Origin of the sequence: Allopontixanthobacter confluentis (assembly GCF_009827615.1) — a bacterium.
In the GTDB taxonomy this organism is placed as follows: domain Bacteria; phylum Pseudomonadota; class Alphaproteobacteria; order Sphingomonadales; family Sphingomonadaceae; genus Allopontixanthobacter; species Allopontixanthobacter confluentis.
Genome location: NZ_WTYU01000001.1, coordinates 1 through 17982, shown reverse-complemented (window position 1 = coordinate 17982; position 17982 = coordinate 1). Strand labels below are relative to the sequence as shown.

Annotated in this window: 11 protein-coding genes; 4 read left to right on the top strand and 7 right to left on the bottom strand. The window is 59.1% G+C overall.

Translation table 11 applies throughout. The features are described 5' to 3' along the window. Positions 1-26 precede the first annotated feature (26 nt). Positions 27-2897: an ATP-binding protein gene (locus tag GRI44_RS00055; RefSeq protein ID WP_160599294.1), complete on the top strand. Its 2871-nt coding sequence runs from the start codon at positions 27-29 to the stop codon at positions 2895-2897. 132 nt (positions 2898-3029) lie between these two features. On the opposite strand, the gene GRI44_RS00050 is transcribed toward GRI44_RS00055, so the two are convergent. From GRI44_RS00050 to GRI44_RS00040, 3 genes are all read right to left on the bottom strand, one after another. Beyond that, on the bottom strand, positions 3030-6443 hold the full coding sequence (locus GRI44_RS00050; protein WP_160599293.1) for a TonB-dependent receptor: 3414 nt from the start codon (positions 6441-6443) through the stop codon (positions 3030-3032). A gap of 246 nt (positions 6444-6689) precedes the next feature. Further along, positions 6690-7619 (bottom strand): isopenicillin N synthase family dioxygenase, encoded by a 930-nt coding sequence (locus GRI44_RS00045; protein ID WP_160599292.1) that lies wholly within the window; start codon positions 7617-7619, stop codon positions 6690-6692. A gap of 8 nt (positions 7620-7627) precedes the next feature. After that, positions 7628-8938 (bottom strand): NupC/NupG family nucleoside CNT transporter, encoded by a 1311-nt coding sequence (locus GRI44_RS00040; RefSeq protein WP_160599291.1) that lies wholly within the window; start codon positions 8936-8938, stop codon positions 7628-7630. Between the two features lie 172 nt (positions 8939-9110). Between GRI44_RS00040 and GRI44_RS00035 the strand changes: the two genes are divergently transcribed. Then, positions 9111-9848, top strand: coding sequence for a queuosine precursor transporter (locus GRI44_RS00035; RefSeq protein WP_160599290.1), 738 nt, complete (start codon positions 9111-9113; stop codon positions 9846-9848). Here GRI44_RS00035 and GRI44_RS00030 read toward each other — a convergent pair. Beyond that, positions 9845-11806: a beta-galactosidase gene (locus GRI44_RS00030; protein WP_232842925.1), complete on the bottom strand. Its 1962-nt coding sequence runs from the start codon at positions 11804-11806 to the stop codon at positions 9845-9847. The two genes, GRI44_RS00035 and GRI44_RS00030, sit on opposite strands and share 4 nt — an antisense overlap. Positions 11807-11918: 112 nt before the next feature. Here GRI44_RS00030 and GRI44_RS00025 point away from each other — a divergent pair, with 112 nt between their 5' ends. Beyond that, entirely contained in the window at positions 11919-13490 is a 1572-nt protein-coding gene (locus tag GRI44_RS00025) for a sodium:solute symporter family transporter (protein ID WP_160599289.1), read from the top strand. A gap of 30 nt (positions 13491-13520) precedes the next feature. Here GRI44_RS00025 and GRI44_RS00020 read toward each other — a convergent pair whose 3' ends face one another. The 3 genes from GRI44_RS00020 to GRI44_RS00010 form a co-directional block, all read right to left on the bottom strand. Further along, complete coding sequence (locus GRI44_RS00020) at positions 13521-14309, bottom strand: FadR/GntR family transcriptional regulator (RefSeq protein WP_160599288.1); 789 nt, start codon at positions 14307-14309, stop codon at positions 13521-13523. Between the two features lie 311 nt (positions 14310-14620). Next, positions 14621-15415, bottom strand: coding sequence for a hypothetical protein (locus tag GRI44_RS00015; protein ID WP_160599287.1), 795 nt, complete (start codon positions 15413-15415; stop codon positions 14621-14623). Positions 15416-15553: 138 nt separating this feature from the next. After that, on the bottom strand, positions 15554-16294 hold the full coding sequence (locus GRI44_RS00010) for a hypothetical protein (protein WP_160599286.1): 741 nt from the start codon (positions 16292-16294) through the stop codon (positions 15554-15556). Between the two features lie 344 nt (positions 16295-16638). Here GRI44_RS00010 and GRI44_RS00005 point away from each other — a divergent pair, with 344 nt between their 5' ends. Next, entirely contained in the window at positions 16639-17760 is a 1122-nt protein-coding gene (locus tag GRI44_RS00005) for a helix-turn-helix transcriptional regulator (RefSeq protein WP_160599285.1), read from the top strand. Positions 17761-17982 lie beyond the last annotated feature (222 nt).

Genomic DNA, 17982 nt, shown 5'->3' with positions numbered 1-17982 from the left:
TATAACTTTCCTGAAAGGGGTCCGTGATGAGGGGCAATCTGACAATTACAGATGCAACAGGCAACAGGCCAGCATCTGCTTTGGAAAAAATGCGGCAGGGTGCCGACCAGTTCCCGAACGCGGAATTGCTGCGCCTTACCGGCTGGCGGCTGGCCGTTCTGCTGCTATCGGCTTTCGCCGGGTTCACGCTGCTTGCCTATGGCGGGCTGGCCATGACCAAGGGTGAAGGCAGCTTTGCCGCAGTGTGGATGCCAAACGCCATTGCCATCAGCCTGATGGTGCATTTCAGGTCAAGATCCGAAAAGTTTATCTATCCCGCCCTGTTTGCGGGCAGTTTTGCCGGCAACATACTGGCCGGATCATCGCTGTTCATGTCGGGCGCTGTTTCTTTGGCCAATGTCCTGGAAATTGGCGTCGCGCTGGTTTTGCTGCGCAAGATGAGCCGCGTCCCGCCAGATATGGAACGGGTGGTGGACCTTGCCCGCTTTGTGTTTTTGGCGGCCATCATCGCGCCGCTGGGTTCTGCCGCCATGGCCACTGCGGCCTTGCTGGCAAGCGGCAATGGCAGCTGGGAAGCGTTTGCCGGCTGGTATGTGGCTGATGCCATGGGCATCATGCTGATTGCGCCGCCGCTGCTGGTTATTATCGGCACATTAAGAGGGCATTACCCTGTTGTCAGGCGGCACCGACTGGAATGGCTGGCCATCATGGGAGGCGGCTTTTTCGCCACTCTGGCGATTTTCTGGCAAAGCGAATATCCCATCCTGTTCCTGACCGCGCCAGTGCTGGTGCTGCATGCGTTCAGGCTGGGCAGCTTTGGCACGGCGCTGGCGCTGGCGCAGGTGGCAATCACTGCCAGCGCGATGACTGCCGCAGGGCATGGCCCGATAAATCTGGTCAGCGGGCCGATCAACGAACAGCTGATAATCCTGCAGGTCTTTCTGGTGAGCGGCTTTGTCATGAGCCTGCCGGTGGCAGCGGCAGTTGCCCATCAATACCGGACCATGCGGCAATTGCGGATGCGTAAACAGCAGTTCAGGATGCTGGCCAAGAATGTCAGCGATGCCGTGCTGCAATATGACATGAACGGCGTGTGCACTTACGCCTCGCCGTCGGTCAAATCCGTCCTCAACCTTCCGCAGGAACATTTTGTCGGCAACCGGGCAAATGCCCAGGTCCATCCTGATGCACAAGCCGAGATTACCGAGATCCAGCGCCGGCTTTTGTCGGGCGAAACCACCAAGGAACGGTTTACTTACCGCCGCCTGCTGGATGACGAAAAAGGCGAGGCTGTCTATATTGAGGCGGACTGCGTGCGCAGCAGCATCGACCCCGAAGACGCAGATGACGAACATGCCATATTCGTGTCCTGCCGCAATGTTACCGTGCGGGTCGAGCTGGAGCGTAATCTGGTCCGTGCGCGCAAGCATGCGGAAAATGCGGCCACTGCCAAATCGCAGTTCCTGGCCAATATGAGCCATGAAATACGCACGCCCATGAACGGGGTCCTGGGCTTTACCGAACTTCTTCTGGCGTCCGATCTCACTCCACGCCAGCGCCACCATGCCCAGTTGATCGACGAATCCGGCAAGAGCATGATGCGGTTGCTGAACGATATTCTGGATTTGTCCAAAGTCGAAGCAGGCCAGACGCAAGTGACGCAGGAATATGTCCCGCTGGCGCACCTGCTGCAATCATGCGCCATGTTGCATTCCGCCAATGCCATTCAGAAAGGCCTGCAAATCAAGCTGGACCTTGATCCTGCCCTGCCTCAGGCGATCGTGTCAGATGGCCTGCGCCTGCGCCAGATTGTGCTCAATCTGATTGGTAATGCGGTGAAGTTCACCGACGCTGGGACCATCACGCTGCGCGCCGCAGTGTCCGGGCAGAATATGCTGATCGGGGTGGAAGACACCGGCATCGGCATTCCCAGCAACCGGGTGGACAGCATTTTCAACCCGTTTGAACAGGCGGATAATGCCACATCGCGCAAATATGGCGGCACGGGTCTGGGCCTGACGATCAGCCGCCAGATGGCGCAATTGCTGGGCGGATCGCTGTCGGTCAGCAGTGTCGAGGGCAGCGGATCGTGCTTTATGCTCGAATTGCCCCTGCGCCTGCCATCAAAGGAAGCGGCTATCCCGACTGCCACACCGGCACGGCCCGAGGACAAGCGCCTGCGCCGGTCTGCCCGCATTTTGCTGGCCGAGGATCACGACATCAACCGCATTCTGGTGACCACCATGCTTGAACGGTGCGGCCAGCAGGTTGAAACTGCGGAAAACGGCGAAGTGGCATTCGCCGCCATCAAGGCCGCGCGCGCGCAGGGCAAACCGTTTGATCTGGTGCTGATGGATATACAGATGCCGCTGTGTGATGGTTATGCTGCGACAAGGGCCATCCGCAGCGCCGGCATCAGCGCAAGCGAACTGCCGATCGTGGCGCTGACGGCCAATGTCTATGATGAAGACAAGCGCGCCGTGATCGATGCCGGCATGCAGGCCCATCTGTCAAAACCGCTGGTGCTGGATGATCTGATGCAGACATTGCGCCGCTGGCTGCCGCAGCAAGAAGACACAGCGCCCGCGCCATTAGCCCCTGCTGCCCGGTCGCAACCGGCAGGCACCATGCAGCATTCCCCTGCCTTGCTGGCCAAATGGCAGGCCCGCCGCAAGGAAGCGCTGGATGCCGTTTCCCATGCCCTGCGCCAGAACTTGCTGGAAGGGACAGACGCGGAAGAGCTGGCCCGCATCGTCCACAAGCTGGCCGGAACTGCGGGAATGTTCGGCGAAGAAAACCTTGGCAGCAAGGCTCTCGCATTCGAGCGGGCGCTCAAGGCACAAGGCGCAAGCGAAGATCGCGAACGGCTGGCGGAAGAATTGCTGCGCGCTGCCTGAACGGCCCAGAAAGAACGAGCCAGGCCAGAACGAGCCAAGCCGACCGAGCCTGGCGATAACGAGAATGGCGGACATGCAAACGGCGGCACCCACAGGTGCCGCCGTCTGTATTTTTACGACTAATCGAAGCGATTAGAATTCGTAGCTTACACCCAGCTGGATCTTCCACAGCGAGGAGCTCGACTGCACCACTGGCGCACCATAATCGAGCGCGCGTGAGTAGATGTAGCGACCGGCTGAATCGATGCCGTCAACCCGCGCTGCGGCTTCCGAATAACGATACCGCTTGAACACGTTCGAACCGCTGTCGATCAGGTTCAGGAAGTTGTCGAAATCCACAAACAGCTTCAGCTTGTCGTCGGTGACCCCGAACACGCTGGCGGGACCAGGCAGTTCCTGGCTGAAGCGCAGATCAAGATCATAGAACCACGGATTGGTGCAACTGTTACGCGGCAGGGTGGACCCACGATACTTGTTGATGCAGGACTTGCTCGAAATGAACGCATCCAGATCAGCCAGTGCGGCCTGATTGCTGGAAGGCGAGACATTCGGATCGGTGATGCCGGTTGGGACGTAAAGCAACGAGTTGAAGTCGCCGCTCGCGCTGTCGTTCAACACGCTCGACGGGCCATTGTCCCATACAACGCTGTATGGACGACCCGAACGGGCAACGAAGATGAAGCCGAAGCTGGTATCGTAATCGTTGAAGAACTGCTCACGAACGTTGAGGCCCAGCGTGAAGTTGTGCTTCGTCTGGAACTCAGCCGTTGCCACATCAACATTCTGGCGATCCGCTGCTGCGACGATGTCGAAGCTGGAAGTCGCAGTCGAGCTGCTGGAGTAACGGTTGTTCTCGGCATCGGTATAGGCATAGCCAAGGTTGAAGTTGATGTTACCGCCATCGGTGATGAAGCCGCGGTTCCAGTTCTTGGACAGGATCACCGAAGCAATCTTGCTTTCGAAGTTCTTGCCGTTGGTCAGCTGGATTTCATCGTCACGGCTGGTGTTGAAGCAAGCCGAGGTTACGCCGGTGTAGGTTGGCGGCAAGCCACCCTGGTTCTGCAGAACTGCATTACAGCCAGTCACCGACGGGTCGATCGCGCGGTAGATGGGGCGACCATCAACCGTGTAACCGCCGAGGCCCAGCGCCGGGTTCACAACCTGCGAAAGGTCAACGAAGTCCACCGGATTGAAGAACTTGCTGTAGATGAAATCGACATTCATGCGCCAGTCGCTGAAGAAGCCGGTTTCGGTGCCGAACATGGTCGACAGCCCGAGGTTGGCACGCCACACGGTTGGCATTTCGAAGTTGGGGTTGGTCGACTGCGTATCAGCCAGACCACGGCCCGACTGAATGCCGCCCGCTGTCACGATGCACTGCGGAATGCCAGTGAAAGTGCCGTTTGGCGTAACGTCGAGCTTGGTTCCAGCTGGCCCGCAAGCGGAATTGCCCGTCTGGCCAAAGCCGGTCGAGAAGCCGTTGTTGGAGAAAGCGTTGGAGAAATACACAGCCGGATCGCCGCCGGTGAAGCGGCCGACACCGCCCTTTATCTGCGTATTGCTGAAGAAGCCGGTGTTATCGACTTCATAGGTGAAGCCAAGGCGAGGCAGGAAGACAGGGTCAATCTTGCCGAAGCTGTTGGCGTTGGTGAAGCCGTAGCGGTTGAAGAACGCAGGGTTGGCGGTTGGCGCATCGCCCGACAGCCATTCAGCACGGATACCGGCAATGACGTTCAGCTGATCGTTAACCTGCCATGCGTCCTGCGCATAGGCAGTCCAGGTTGTGCGCTTCCAACGTGCAGCAGCATCATTGATGTCACCGGTTGCCGTGAAGTTGCCATAGGCACCCGCCGCCTGGCCAGCCACGATGGCATCGCCGCTGGGGAAGGTGTTGGTGCCGGCTGACAGGAGGCCATTGGCGAAATCGGCCAGATTGTTGAAAGTCAGCGTACCAGTCGCGTTCTGGGCGAACAGGTTGAAGACCTTCAGCTGGTTATATTCACCGCCGATGGTGATGGTGTGGTTGCCAGCATTCAGGCGGCCAAGCGCCTTCAACTGGGAAACCGTGGTTTTCAGGTCATTGGCACCGCGCGAGAAGCCGGGGCCGCTGACGATGGAGCCGTTTTCGCCATTGTTGGAAACGCCGACGATAATGCGCGGAATGGGATTACCCGACTGCGCTTCGCCGCCGCCAACCGGGCCTTGAACGTCCCGCACGTCCGCGCGCGATGCGCGGATTTCGGTGGAGAACACGTCCGACCAGTCGGAATAAAGACGCAGCGAGTAATAATCGCTGACAGTGCCTTCATCTTCAAATGCGTTGAAACCGGTGAAGATGTTGTTCGAACGCGAGAAATCGTCCGGTTCAACATTGGTTTCCTCAAGCCGCTGATACGTGGCTTCCAACCGGTGATCTTCGTTGATGTAGGCATCAAGACGGCCAAAATAGCGTACACTGCTTTCTGGCAGGCTGCGGGCAAGCCCGCCAGCTTCGAAACCGTAGACATCGCTCAGGATCTGCGAATACTGGTTGAACTGGTCGGTCGTGACAAAGTCGAGCTCGACCGGGTAGCCTTCGCCAGCCGGGCCTTCTTCCTGGCTGTCAGCCAGATCGGTTTCTTCATACGCTGCGAAGAAGAACAGGCGATCCTTGATGATCGGGCCGCTCAGTGTCGCGCCCCAGCGCTTTTCCTTGTAGGGCTGGCCGGAGAAATCGACGCCGCCAGCGGTGTCGCCCTGCAGGCTGTCGCTGGCATAGGTGAAGAATGCCGAACCGTGGAAATCATTGCCGCCCGACTTGGTGACAACGTTGATCGCGCAGCCGGTGAACTGGCCATATTGCACATCGAACGGTGCGAATTCGACTGAGGTTTCGCGCACGGCATCATAAGGAAGCGGCAGCGAGTTGCGGCTGGCAAAAGGCGTGCCATTGAGGCCGAACAGGTCGGACTGGGCAATACCGTCAACAGTAAATGCGTTGGTGCGGTCATTACCGCCAAGGCAGGAAACGCGGTCAACTTCGTCCGAACGGTCAAGGCTGACGCGTGGGTCGATACGGATGATGTCGCGAACATCGCGGCTGATCGAAGGGAAGGCTTCGATGGTGTCGGTGCCGAAGGACTGGCCGGGACCGATGGCGCGCTGCGACAGCTGCACCCGGGCGCCCGAGACGACGATGACATTATCTTCGCTGCCAGCGGTTGCGGCCAGCTGGAAAGTCAGCTGCGAATTGCCCTGCAGGTTGATGTAGATGTTTTCGACTGTCTGGCCTTCGAAACCAGCGGTCGTTGCCGTCACTTCGTAAGGTCCGCCGGTGACGAGGCTGTCGACGCGGAACTGGCCGTCCGAACCGGTGGTCAGCGTGCGCGACTGGCCGGTGCGGGTGTCGGTGATGACAACCACGGCGCCGGCAAGCGGCGCGCCGTCTGCGGCAGAAACGGTGCCTTCAATGCCCGAAGTGATCTGCTGCGCCATGACAGGCGCTGGCATCACTGCCGCTGCGGAAAGGCTGACAACACTGGCAGCCAGAAGATATTTAAGTTTCATTTGAGCAGTCCCTTGCGTGACGTTCGCGTAAAAATGACGAGGAATGACTTGGCCCCGATAAGGGGGATGGACGACGCTAAAAAGTATCTTTTGTTACCGGACGGTGACAATCCCCGCCAATCTGGCGAGCCCGTTTAAAACCAGCCGAAAAATGACGGAATTCTGCGGGGTTGAGGCGTGTTGCTGCAATGCAACATCGTGCGACATTATTCTTTGATGCAAAAACGGAGCGTTATTTGGCGCTGATCAAGCCAGATTTATCTCGCGCAAACGCTGCATCAGGAAATCATGGCTCGAAATTGGGGCTGGCGCAGATGCACCCGATTCGCTGTCGATGCAGCCCGGCAATGTCTCGATGATATAGTCGGGCCGGAAATGCAGGAAAAACGGCATCGAATAGCGCGAACGATGGGCCGCCTCGCCCATCGGATTGACAACGCGGTGCGTGGTGGACCGCAGTTTGCCATTGGTCAGCCGGTCCAGCATATCGCCGATATTGACCGCCAGCGCGCCTTCGGGCGGCGAGACTGGCAGCCATTCGCCCTGCCTGGTCAGCAGTTCCAGCCCGGCTTCTTCTGCCCCCAATAGCAGGGTGATGGTGTTGATATCGCCATGCGCGGCAGCGCGGATCGCGCCTTCTGCATCGGCTGTTTCCAGCGGCGGATAATGCAGCAGCCGCATGACGGAATTTCCGTCCTCTACCGTTGGCACGAAGAAATCTTCCGCCAGCCCCAGATGCAGCGCGATGGCGCGCAGGATGGTATCGCCCGCCGTTTCGAAAGCGGCATAGAGCGCTTCGAAGGTTTCCTTGAAGCCCGCCACTTCTGCTGGCCAGATGTTGGGGGCCATGAATTCGGACAAGGGGTGCCCCTTGGGCAGGTCGCGGCCCACGTGCCAGAATTCCTTCAGATCATGAACCTGGGCATCCTTGGCCTTTTCCGTACCAAAGGGAGTATAGCCGCGCGCGCCGCTGCCGCCGTCAATCTTGTAGGCGCGCTTCACCTGGTCGGGCAAAGCGAAGAACGCTTTCGACATCTCTTCGGCGCGGGCAATCAGCTCCGCCGGAATGCCGTGATCGCGCACGATGGCAAAGCCGAATTCGGAAAAGCTGCGGCCAAGTTCGTCCGCCACATCTGCCAGTGGCCGGGACAGGGAAACAGAAGCAATATCGGTCATGCGGTATCTCAGTAAGGAAGGAAGAGGCCAGCTAGCGCGGCGCTCATCAGATTGGCAAGTGAACCTGCCGCAAGGGCCCGCATCCCCAGCCGGGCGATGACCGGCCGCTGGTTGGGGGCAAGGCCGCCGGTAACCGCCATCTGAATGGCGATGGAGCTGAAATTGGCAAAGCCGCACAGGGCAAATGTGACGATGGCGCGGCTGCGTTCACTCAGGATGTCGGACGAGAGTTGCCCCAGTTCGATAAAGGCGACAAATTCGTTCAGCACCACCTTGGTGCCGAACAATCCGCCGGCCACGCCTGCTTCTTCCCATGGCACGCCGATCAGGAACATGAAGGGTGCAAACACCCAGCCCAGCACTTGCTGGAACGACAGGTCAGGAAATCCGAACAATCCGCCGGCTGCACCAAGGAAGCCATTGGCCATGGCCACCAGCGCGACAAATGCCAGAACCATCGCGCCCACCGCAACCGCCAGCTTGACGCCAGTTTGCGCGCCCTGTGCTGCCGCTTCGATGACATTGGCAGGCTTCTGGCCTTCCTCGAATGTTTCGGCCACTTCCACTTCATGCGCCCTGCCGCCTTCGGTCAGGGCTGCTGGTCCTTCGGAACTGATCCGCGCAGTAGGCAGGGCAATATCGCCTTCCGGCAGGGCCTGCCCTTCATCATCAGGCATGATGATCTTGGCCATCAGAATGCCGCCCGGCGCAGACATGAAGGCCGCAGCCAGAAGAAACGGCAGATATTCCGGCCCCAGCAGCCCGGCATAGGCTGCCAGAATGGTGCCTGCCACGCCGGCCATGCCCACGGTCATCAGGGTGAACAGCCGGGATGGGGTCAGTGCGGCCAGATAGGGGCGCACCACCAGCGGGCTTTCGGACTGGCCGACGAAGATATTGGCCGCCGCGCCCAGCGATTCCACCTTGCTGATGCCGGTGACCCAGCCAATCGCCCCGCCAACCCAGCGCACGACCCGCTGCATGATGCCCAGATGATAGAGGATGGACACCAGCGCAGCGAAGAACACGATGACCGGCAGCGCGCCCAGGGCAAACGTGTTGGCCAGCGGGTTATCCGCCCCGAACAGAAAGGACGTGCCCGCATTGGCATAGGACAGGAGCGCCGCCACCCCTTCGGACATGGCACGGATGGTGGCCCGGCCCCATGGGGTGCTGAGGACCAGAAACGCCATCAGCACTTGCAAGGCGAAAGCAGCCCCGACAATCCGCAGGCGGATGCGCCGCTTTCCGGTAGAAAGCAGAAACGCCAGCAGCAGAATGGCGACAATACCGATGAGGCTTGTGAGTATAGGGGACATAGAAACTTTCGAACGGGCCAATTTTCGAAAACGCTCTTCGCCTTTTGCGCGGCTCAGGTCAAACACCCATGTCGCCTGCATCACCAGCGGCGTTTCAGCCAACCGGGGTTAAGTGTGCCTGCCGCCAACAGACAGCTTCCCTTTTTGCGTGCGAGATAATAGGCACAGCGCGATGAACGACCAAGATCACGCGAACCATCCCGCTACGCCCAGCGCCCAGTCTAACGCCCAGCCCCACGCCCAGCCCAGCGCACAGTCTATTCCCCAGCCTAAATCCCTGCCTCGCTCGCTATTTGTCTTTGCGCTGATTTATGGCGGGATGACGGTGATTGCGGGTGTTTTGGGGTTCAAGCAGGTGGCCTTGGGGCCGCTGGCAGTCGAAGCCGGTATTTTCGCCTTCCTGATGCTGGTCGTGCTGTCCAGCACGGTGGCGCAGCTGCACGGTCAGGCCATTGCCAACCGGATGGTTTTCTGGGGTTTCCTGCCGCTGGCAGGGTCTGCATTGTTGGTGCTGCTGGTGCTGATGCTGCCGCCGTCTGCCAATATGCCGCCGGAAAATATCGCTGCTTTCGAGCAGGTCTTGTCCCAGACACCGCGAATCATGGCCGCTGGGCCTGTCGCTTATGGTGTATCGCTGCTGCTCAATATCTGGATTTTCGAACGGCTGCGCGGCAAGGGTGATGGCACGGGAAGCATGGGGCTGATGCTGCGCGGCGCGGTTGCCTCCGCGCTTAGCCAGGCGATTGATACGTTGATTTTCGTGACGCTGGCCTTTTACGGCGAATTTCCCATCGGCCCACTGCTCGTCGGGCAGATGCTGGCCAAGGTCGTGCTCAGTTTCCTGCTGGTGCCATTCCTGATTACCCTGTTCGTCAGCTGGGCAAAGCGGCTGGATCGTAAAACCCTTTAACCTGCTGCCAGCACGGCCACTCCGCCCGGAGCAACAAGCCTGTCGCCAATGACAAGCTCGCCAGAAATCGCATCGGGTAAAGGCTGGGCGGCGGCGGAATAGTTGAACACGAAACGGTAATTCCCGCTCTGCCGCATCCGCATTCCCTTGGGCATGCGGACCACTTCCAGCCCTGCATCCCTGGCTGCGCGCTTCATCACTTCGGCAATCAGCGCAGGCTTCGGCCATGCTGCCAGATAACGGATATTTTCCGCCCGGTAGCACGCCGCCGTTCCATCATCGGCCACCAGCTCTGCAGTGGCCTGCGTGTCCAGATGGTCAAGCCACAGGCCAATGTCCCAGCCCTGCCCCTGATGCACGAGGCCGGGGCGCAGGCTTTCGCTGGCCGTGACAACACCGCTGAACACAGATTGCAGCGGGCCTGGCGCCAGATTGTCGGGAATCGAAAATTCATCCGTTTTGCTGCCGCTGCGCGGCCCGATGATGATTTGGCCGGTAAAGCCCTGTAGCTGGCGGGCAAAATTGTCTTCCACGATGGGCTGGCATGGCAGTATCACCAGGCCATAGGCGTCAAGCGGCGCGCCCGGCCTGATGATATCCACGTTAAGGCCGAGCTTGCGCGCCGCACGGTAACAATTGAAAGCTGCCCACAAGGCCGATGCCCCTTCCCCCTGCGGCTGGGTTTGCGTGACCCATTCGGACAGGTAAGCAAACACGATGGCGACCCGCGCCGCGCCTTCCCCTGTGGGGCCAAGGCGTGCGATGTCTGCCGAAACCTGCGTCACTTCGGCCAGCGCAGGTGCAGGCGCGCTGTCTGGACGCAGCAATCCGGCGTGCATCTGTTCCTGCGCAAAGGGTGCCTGCCGCCAGCGGAAATAGCTGGTCAGTTCGGCCCCATGCGCCATGGCTTCCAAAGTCCACAGGCGCACCATTCCGGGCAGCGGGGCGGGATTGTGCCGCGCCCAGTTCACCGGGCCGGGCTGCTGTTCAAGCACCCACCAGCGGCCATTGCGCGCGCATCCGCGGTAAAGATCATGAAGAAACGCTGCAATATCGGGCTGGCCCTGCCGGGCATAGGCGAGCTTGTCCGCAGCGCTGAAAGGAAACATTTCCAGAAAGCCGAGCGGGTAGGAATCCCACCCCAGCGCATCCAGCTGCTGGCCCAGGGCATGGTGATCATAATCGGTGAAGAAGCCCATCGCATTATGAACCACGTCCCTGCCGGGTGATAATTCGCGCAGGATATCTGTCTGGATCCGGTCGAAAGACAGAACCTGATCGGATGAAAACCGCCGGAACGCCAGCCAATGCGCCGGGTTGGCTTCCGTAACTGTCAGATTGGGCAGGTCCACTTCGTCAAATGACGCATATTCCATGCTCCAGAACACATTGCCCCATGCTGCATTCAGCGCGGCAACGGTGCCATAACGGGCCGCCAGCCAGATGCAGAAGGCTTCGCGGGCCGCATCCGAATAGCTCAATACTGTGTCGTGGCAGCCATATTCATTATCGGTTTGCCACGCGGCAATGGCCGGGTTGTGCCCGTAACGCTGCGCCATTGCCATGGTGATGCGGGCGCATTCCTGCCGGTATCCGTCGTGACTGAAGCAGTAATGCCGCCGCGATCCGAACTTGCGGACCGCCCCGCCCTCGTCGCAGGCCAGCATGTCCGGCATCCGGTCCACCAGCCATTTGGGCGGCGTGGCCGTGGGCGTGCCCAGAATGATGCCGTGGCCATGGCGCGCCAAAACGGCAATCGCATCATCCAGCCACTGCCAGTCAAACTGGCCCGGCTGCGGCTCCAGCCTGCTCCAGGCAAATTCGCCAATCCGCACGCGGGTGATGCCGGCATCTGCCATGCGCCGCGCATCATCATCCCACAGATCACGCGGCCAATGTTCCGGATAATAGCATACGCCCAGCCGCATCTGTGCATCTTTGCCCTGGTCATGTGCCATCGGTAGTTCCTGTCTTATCGCCATTTTTGCGCACACAGACAGATTGGCAGCCTGCGTGCAAGCCGCTAGGCCCGCTATTCCGGGTGGGGGGATCCGGGGTGGGGAGCAAGTGATGTTCGCAGATACAGCGCAATTTGGCAGCACACTGCAAGTGGCAATTTTCATCGGCCTTACAGCCCTTGTCGGTGTGCTGACCTGGGCAAAGGTGCGCACGCAGACCCGGCAAGCGCGCAGCGATGGCGGATCGCAGCAGGATGTCTATCTGGCGGGCAAGGGCCTGAGCTGGGTTTTCGTGGCGGGCGCCATCACGCTTACCAATCTTTCGACAGACCAGCTGGTGGGCATGAACGGCAACCAGATGCTGCTGCTGGCGTGGTGGGAAATTGCCGGGTTTGCCGGGCTGACCATTCTGGCCTTCATATTTGTGCCGCTTTATTATCGCTATAATTGCACCACAGTGACCCAGCTTCTGGAACGGCGGTATAATGGCCGGTCCATCCGCACGCTCATTTCCGCGCTGTTCCTGCTCGGCAATGTTTTCATCTATCTGCCTGCTGCCCTGTATAGCGGCGGCCTGTTTCTCCAGTCCCTGTTTGGCGGCTCCATTCCGCTGATCGGGTTTTCCATTCTCCTGGCCATCATTGGCGCAGCCTACACCGTGTTTGGCGGCCTGCGCGCGGTGGCGGTGATGGACACCTATTCCGGCATCGGCGTGCTGGGTCTTGCCCTGCTGATCGTGTTTCTGGCGTTGCAGGCGGTAGATTTCGATATTGTGACCAATGTGCCTGCCGAACGGCTGACCATGGTCGGCAGGTCTGATTCCCCCATTCCCTTCCATACCCTGTTCACAGGGATGCTGTTCATCCAGATTTTCTACTGGTCCACCAACCAGAATATCACCCAGCGTGCCATGGCCGCACCCACCGTTCAGGAAGCGCGCAAGGGAGTCATGACTGCGGCCATCATTCGCATTCTGGTCATTCCGCCCATCGTGGTGGTGCCCGGGGTGGTGGCATATAAATTATTCGGCGATGTGGGCGACAGCGCCTATGGCATGCTGGTGGCACAAGTGATGCCGGGATGGCTGGCGGGCGCCTTTGCCGCCATGGTGGCAGCGGCCGTCATCACCACTTTCAGTGCCGTTCTCAATTCCACAGTCGCGCTATATTCGGTGGATTTTCACGAACAATTCGTCGGCAAGGTCACCAATCACTGGAAACTGGGCGCTGTGGTATCGGCCATCGTCACCGTCACTTCGGTCATGCTGGTACCAATGTATCAGAATGCCGAAAGCATCATCAACCTGCTGCAACAGCTGAACGGGCTGCTGTCCATGCCGATCCTTTCGGCATTCGTGGCAGGGCTCCTGTTCCGCAATGTGGATGCCCGGGCGGCCATTGCAGGGGTCATATGGGGGGTTGGCCTGTACGGTGTGTTTAGCTTCTGGTGGCAGCCAGCGGGCCTTGTGGCCTTGCATTATATTGACTTCATGGTGGTCACACTGGTCACGTCAATCATGGCTGCGCTGGCATTCAACCGGGTTGTGCTGGGCCAGCGCGCAACTTTCCTTGGCCTCAGCGCATTCCGGCGCGCAAGTGCTGATGGGGGGCCTGATAATCCAGAAGCGTTGACAGCAGGGTCGGCAGCGCAGTCAGCAGCGCAGTCAGCACCAGCGGCAGATTGATCCACCGCATCATACGCTGCGCAAGGGGTCTTAACCGGCAAGCATTTCGCGCAGGCTGCGCGTGGTGGCCCAATGCTTGTTGGAATTGACCAGGTGCAATTGCCAGTGGCGCTGCGCTGCATCCGGGTCGCCAGCCTCGATCAGGTCGATCAGCTTGTAAAAGCTTTTGATCCCGATCCGGCTGGTGGTGTCCCTGCCCGATGGATCGTCACGCAAATGGCTCAACTGATATTGCTCCATCACATCCTGCAGCATCTGGGTCATGAAATGCAGCGTGTCATTGCCGCCCACTTCCACCAGCACCCGGTGAAATTCGGCGACGCCGACCACCACTTCCCGGTCGCGCCCGCTTTCGTTCAGATCCGACAGGCGGTCAGCTTCGGCGCGCAATGTGGCAACAGCCTTTTTTGTCGGCTTTTGCGCCAGCTTGCGCACGATATAGGGTTCAATCGCCAGACGGGCTTCGTAAATATCGGCAACTGACACTTCGCGCGCCTGCAGCAAATAGCTGGCATGGCGCGACACGCCTTCGATCTGCGGCAGGCTGACGATTGCGCCGCTGCGGGAACCGCGCGTCAGCAAAATCAGCCGCTCCGCTTCCAGAATGCGGAATGCTTCGCGCAAGGTTGGCCGCGACACGCCGAATTCCTCGGCCATTTGCGGTTCCGATGGCAGGGCAGACCCTTCGGGCAGCTCGCCCTGCACAATTTTTCTGCGGATGGTATCTGCCACCACTTCGGCCGTTTTGGGAATACGCAGCGGCCCGCCGCGTTTTTTGGGCGGAAATGTACCAGACGTTCCAGACGGCGTTTCTGGCATGAATGCAGGCTCCTGACGAATTTGGCGGGCTAGCTTACCTAGCTACCTAATTTACATCGCCGTGTCATCGTCAGTCTGGCACTTGATGATCATGCCGCAAGGCCGCAGCTGGCCGCGTAAGACGGCTTCGCCGCTTCCCGTCCCCGCGCTCCCCTATCTCGGGTCCTGCTGCTGATTGTTCCGCCGGCAGTGCTGCGGCCAGCGCTGCTGCCAGTGCTGCTAAAGGTATCGGCAGTCTGCCCGCACGCCGCCACAAGCAACATGATTGTTATAGCGGCGGCGATGCGAGACAGGCGTTTGGCGTATTTACCTCAACGGCACTTGGGGTGCTGTTCGATGTCCCTCACATCATAGAATTTGCCGTCAGCGATGGTCACTTGGACACATTGGCGTGATTGCGGCCGGTAATGGATGGAATAGCGTGTATCGCCGCTGGTGAAATTATCGACCTGGCGAAAGCCGCGCCGTTCCAGATCTTCCATTCCGCCCGCAGCGCGCGCGCCGCTGAGGTCGTTGATCTGCGCATAGGCTGCATGCCCGCCCCGTCCGCTGTGATGGGACAAATTGGCGTTTCGCTCATCCACCCCGGCAGTGTAGCCTTGCGCGTAGCGTTCCGAAGTCTCGTAATTGTGATATGCAGCATTGTGCAATCCGTCGGTATATCCGCGCTCATACTGCATTTCTGCCTGCCCCTCTGACAGATGCTGCCGGTCATCGTGGTGGTGGGATTTATGGGTCAGCAATGCGCCCAGAATGGCCGCACCGGCCACCACCCCTGCGGCAACGGCGGCGTCGCTGTTGCCGCTTTTCTGATGACAATCGGATGCTGATGCATCGGTAATTGTCAGAACCATATCGTTTCTGGTTTCTGTCGTGATGCAATTCTTGCTGCCTGCATGCCACCAGTGGGCATAGGTATAACCTGATGATGCATTATTGCTGCCAATAAAGGTGAACCCCCGGTCCATCAGCGCGCTTTCCGCCCGGCTGCCGGACATACCATTAATCGAAGTGAGCTGGCTGGCCTTTTCAGCAAGCGCCGGGCTGACCGCCAATGCGACGCAAGCAACCGAGGCAAATGCGCGGCCGAAACATGAAATCTGCATATTTTTTCCTTTAACAGGTGATGTCGAACGGTTGGAAAATCGAGGCCCGGGCTGACCGCTCGGTCTGCTGTCTAGCATGCGTATCCCGGCTGCCATTATGGCCATACGCGCGGGCGTATGGCCCTGTTTGCTGTCACCTCATCCCCCTTCAATCAGCGCGTCGGGAATTTCGTATATTTCCACTGTGCCAATCCGCACAATGCTGACATCGCGCCGCCGCGTTACCGTCAATCCTGCCTGGCTGTCGCTGGACACCGCCGTTCCGCCGCGAAACAGGATCGTGCGTTCCCCGCCGTCAGGGGTGTCGAGATGGACGGTGGCAGATCCGCCCCTGCGAATAACGCCCGCCTTGCAAGTCCCCATGCCGGTTCCGGCGCTCGCCCGGCACATGATCGAGGCGGTCGCATGATATGGCGTGCCTGCCACCAATGCATCGACCGGACGGTGGCTTGGTATGGTGGAATGGGCACCGTCGCTGCTGCCCCGCACGGCAATGTCGAGAGTAAATCGCGCAGTCTCCCCCCGCCTTCCCGATGCGCGCATCTGGTAAACGCGGATGGTGTAAGCCCCGGCGCGGGTGGTTGTACCAGCGTATGACTGACCGTTCATCGAACTGTTGAAAATTGCTACATCCCTTGATCCCGGCTCAAGCAGGTTGAAATAGGGCGATCCATCGGTCGGCGTTAGGCGGACGGACAGATGCTGCCCCGCGCGCACCATAATCCGATAATCGGCATATTCCCGCCCCTTGATCGATCCGGCAATCGTTGCGGATGATGCACCCCGCTCAAATTGCACCGGAACAACGGTCTGGGCATGCGCTGACGGTATCGCCAGCGGGGCAAGCAAGGAAAGCGAAAGAGCCGCAAAAAATCGCATTCTGGTTTCTCCTCGTCATCTGCACCCGCAAGACTGCTGCAACAAAGCATCATTCACTCAACAGGATGCTGGTTCAGGTCCTTAAATAATCGTGCCGTCAATGGCACAAAGCCAACCGTTCAGCGCGGGCAGCGCGGCCGCACTTATGGTATTGCATTGCCGGATATTCGCCTGCCTCCATAAACATGCGGGTAGTGGCAATGGTATGGAACATAATGACAATGCGCTATAAACAGTAACGACCAGACGATAGACATTTGCTGCCAAACCATCGCTTGCTTTACTTTCCGGCGGCAACGTCGAAAATTGCTGTCTGGTCCATTTTGCAAAAGGGGTGCGGAAACATGAATAGCGCAAGGCACGATTTTACCTCGCCCCGCAGCCCTTCGAAACCTTATCGCGACATGGTCAGCACCCTGTTGCCCGAATTGGTGGAATTGTCCCGATCGCCGGTTCCTTCAGGCATTTTCAACATCTGGGGGCAGGATCTTGGTTGGCCGGACTGGATTTTCGAAGGCACATCGCTGCCGCCAGCACGCAGCCTGCCCCGGCAGATCGATCTGGCTGATGACCTGCTCATCATGGCAAATTTTCTCGACTTTTTCGGGGCACCGGCGCTCATCGAAGCCACTTTGAACGACTTTTCACAATCATTGAATTTCGTTTCGAGGGGCCAATTGGCAGCAGCACCGGACATATTGGCCTTGCTGCGCCTGATCAGCGAAGCACTGAGCGTGCAAAGCCGCCACCTCACCGTGATCGTTTCCGCCCAGAACAACGGTTTTGCCCTGACAATCAAGGCTATCTCCGCGCTGGGTCCCTTTGGCTGGATAAAAGAACATCTCGTCGCTTCGGCAATTCTGAGCCTGCTGGCGATTTTCCCGCGCAAGCTGATCGAATTATCCGAAAGCCCGGTGGAAGGTCCGGTGCTGTATCTGCGTCACGCCGGCCAGGACATCATTCAGACAATCGCGCGCAGCAGCGGCATCGCGACCTGCCAAACTGACACATCGACCCGGCTGTTTCTTCCCGCACGCCTGGCGACAAGGCCCAACCCGCGGCAAGATCCCGAAACATGGGATCTGGCATTTCAGGCCATGCGGCAGATGATCGGCGCCAATCCGGAGTATTTTACCCGCGATTCCCTGCGCCGCCAGATAAGGCAATCCATGCTGATCCGGCGGCGAGTGCCCACGCTGGATGAAGTGGCCGCCGGGTCTGCGCTTTCAAAACGTTCCATCAATCGCAAATTGGCGGAAGCCGGAATCGTCTTTCGTGAAGCTGTTACCGAGGCAAGAATGGAGCTTGCAACCGCGCTGCTTGCAGAAGAAATAAAGACAGTCGAACAAATCGCCCGCGCATTGGGGTATAGTTGCGGCACCAGCTTCGGCAGGGCATTTCGCCGCAAGTTCGACATGACCCCGGATCAATGGCGAAACCGACAGACCGCGGTGTTCAACAAATAGCTATCCGGTGTTTGCAAGGCAAAACGAAGGCCGCGCCTTCACGATCTAATCCGCCGCAGAAGAGATGCGCAGCAAACACCATAGCCAACGCCGCGACACAATCAGTGCCCCGCTAACAGGAGAACCAGACGCAATGGCGGAAAAAAGGTGGTGAGCCCTGCTGGGTTACGGCAAGTTTGCCCGTCAGCCACAGCCTTTGCCAACGCTTTTTTCACGCCAAGC

Bases quoted from the DNA above. Each gene is read 5' to 3' on its own strand.
- GRI44_RS00025 (WP_160599289.1), top strand. From the start codon at position 11,919: ATGTTCGCAGATACAGCGCAATTTGGCAGCACACTGCAAGTGGCAATT.
- GRI44_RS00045 (WP_160599292.1), bottom strand. From the start codon at position 7,619: ATGACCGATATTGCTTCTGTTTCCCTGTCCCGGCCACTGGCAGATGTG.
- GRI44_RS00020 (WP_160599288.1), bottom strand. From the start codon at position 14,309: ATGCCAGAAACGCCGTCTGGAACGTCTGGTACATTTCCGCCCAAAAAA.
- GRI44_RS00055 (WP_160599294.1), top strand. From the start codon at position 27: ATGAGGGGCAATCTGACAATTACAGATGCAACAGGCAACAGGCCAGCA.
- GRI44_RS00050 (WP_160599293.1), bottom strand. From the start codon at position 6,443: ATGAAACTTAAATATCTTCTGGCTGCCAGTGTTGTCAGCCTTTCCGCA.
- GRI44_RS00005 (WP_160599285.1), top strand. From the start codon at position 16,639: ATGAATAGCGCAAGGCACGATTTTACCTCGCCCCGCAGCCCTTCGAAA.
- GRI44_RS00035 (WP_160599290.1), top strand. From the start codon at position 9,111: ATGAACGACCAAGATCACGCGAACCATCCCGCTACGCCCAGCGCCCAG.
- GRI44_RS00030 (WP_232842925.1), bottom strand. From the start codon at position 11,806: ATGGCACATGACCAGGGCAAAGATGCACAGATGCGGCTGGGCGTATGC.
- GRI44_RS00015 (WP_160599287.1), bottom strand. From the start codon at position 15,415: ATGCAGATTTCATGTTTCGGCCGCGCATTTGCCTCGGTTGCTTGCGTC.
- GRI44_RS00040 (WP_160599291.1), bottom strand. From the start codon at position 8,938: ATGTCCCCTATACTCACAAGCCTCATCGGTATTGTCGCCATTCTGCTG.
- GRI44_RS00010 (WP_160599286.1), bottom strand. From the start codon at position 16,294: ATGCGATTTTTTGCGGCTCTTTCGCTTTCCTTGCTTGCCCCGCTGGCG.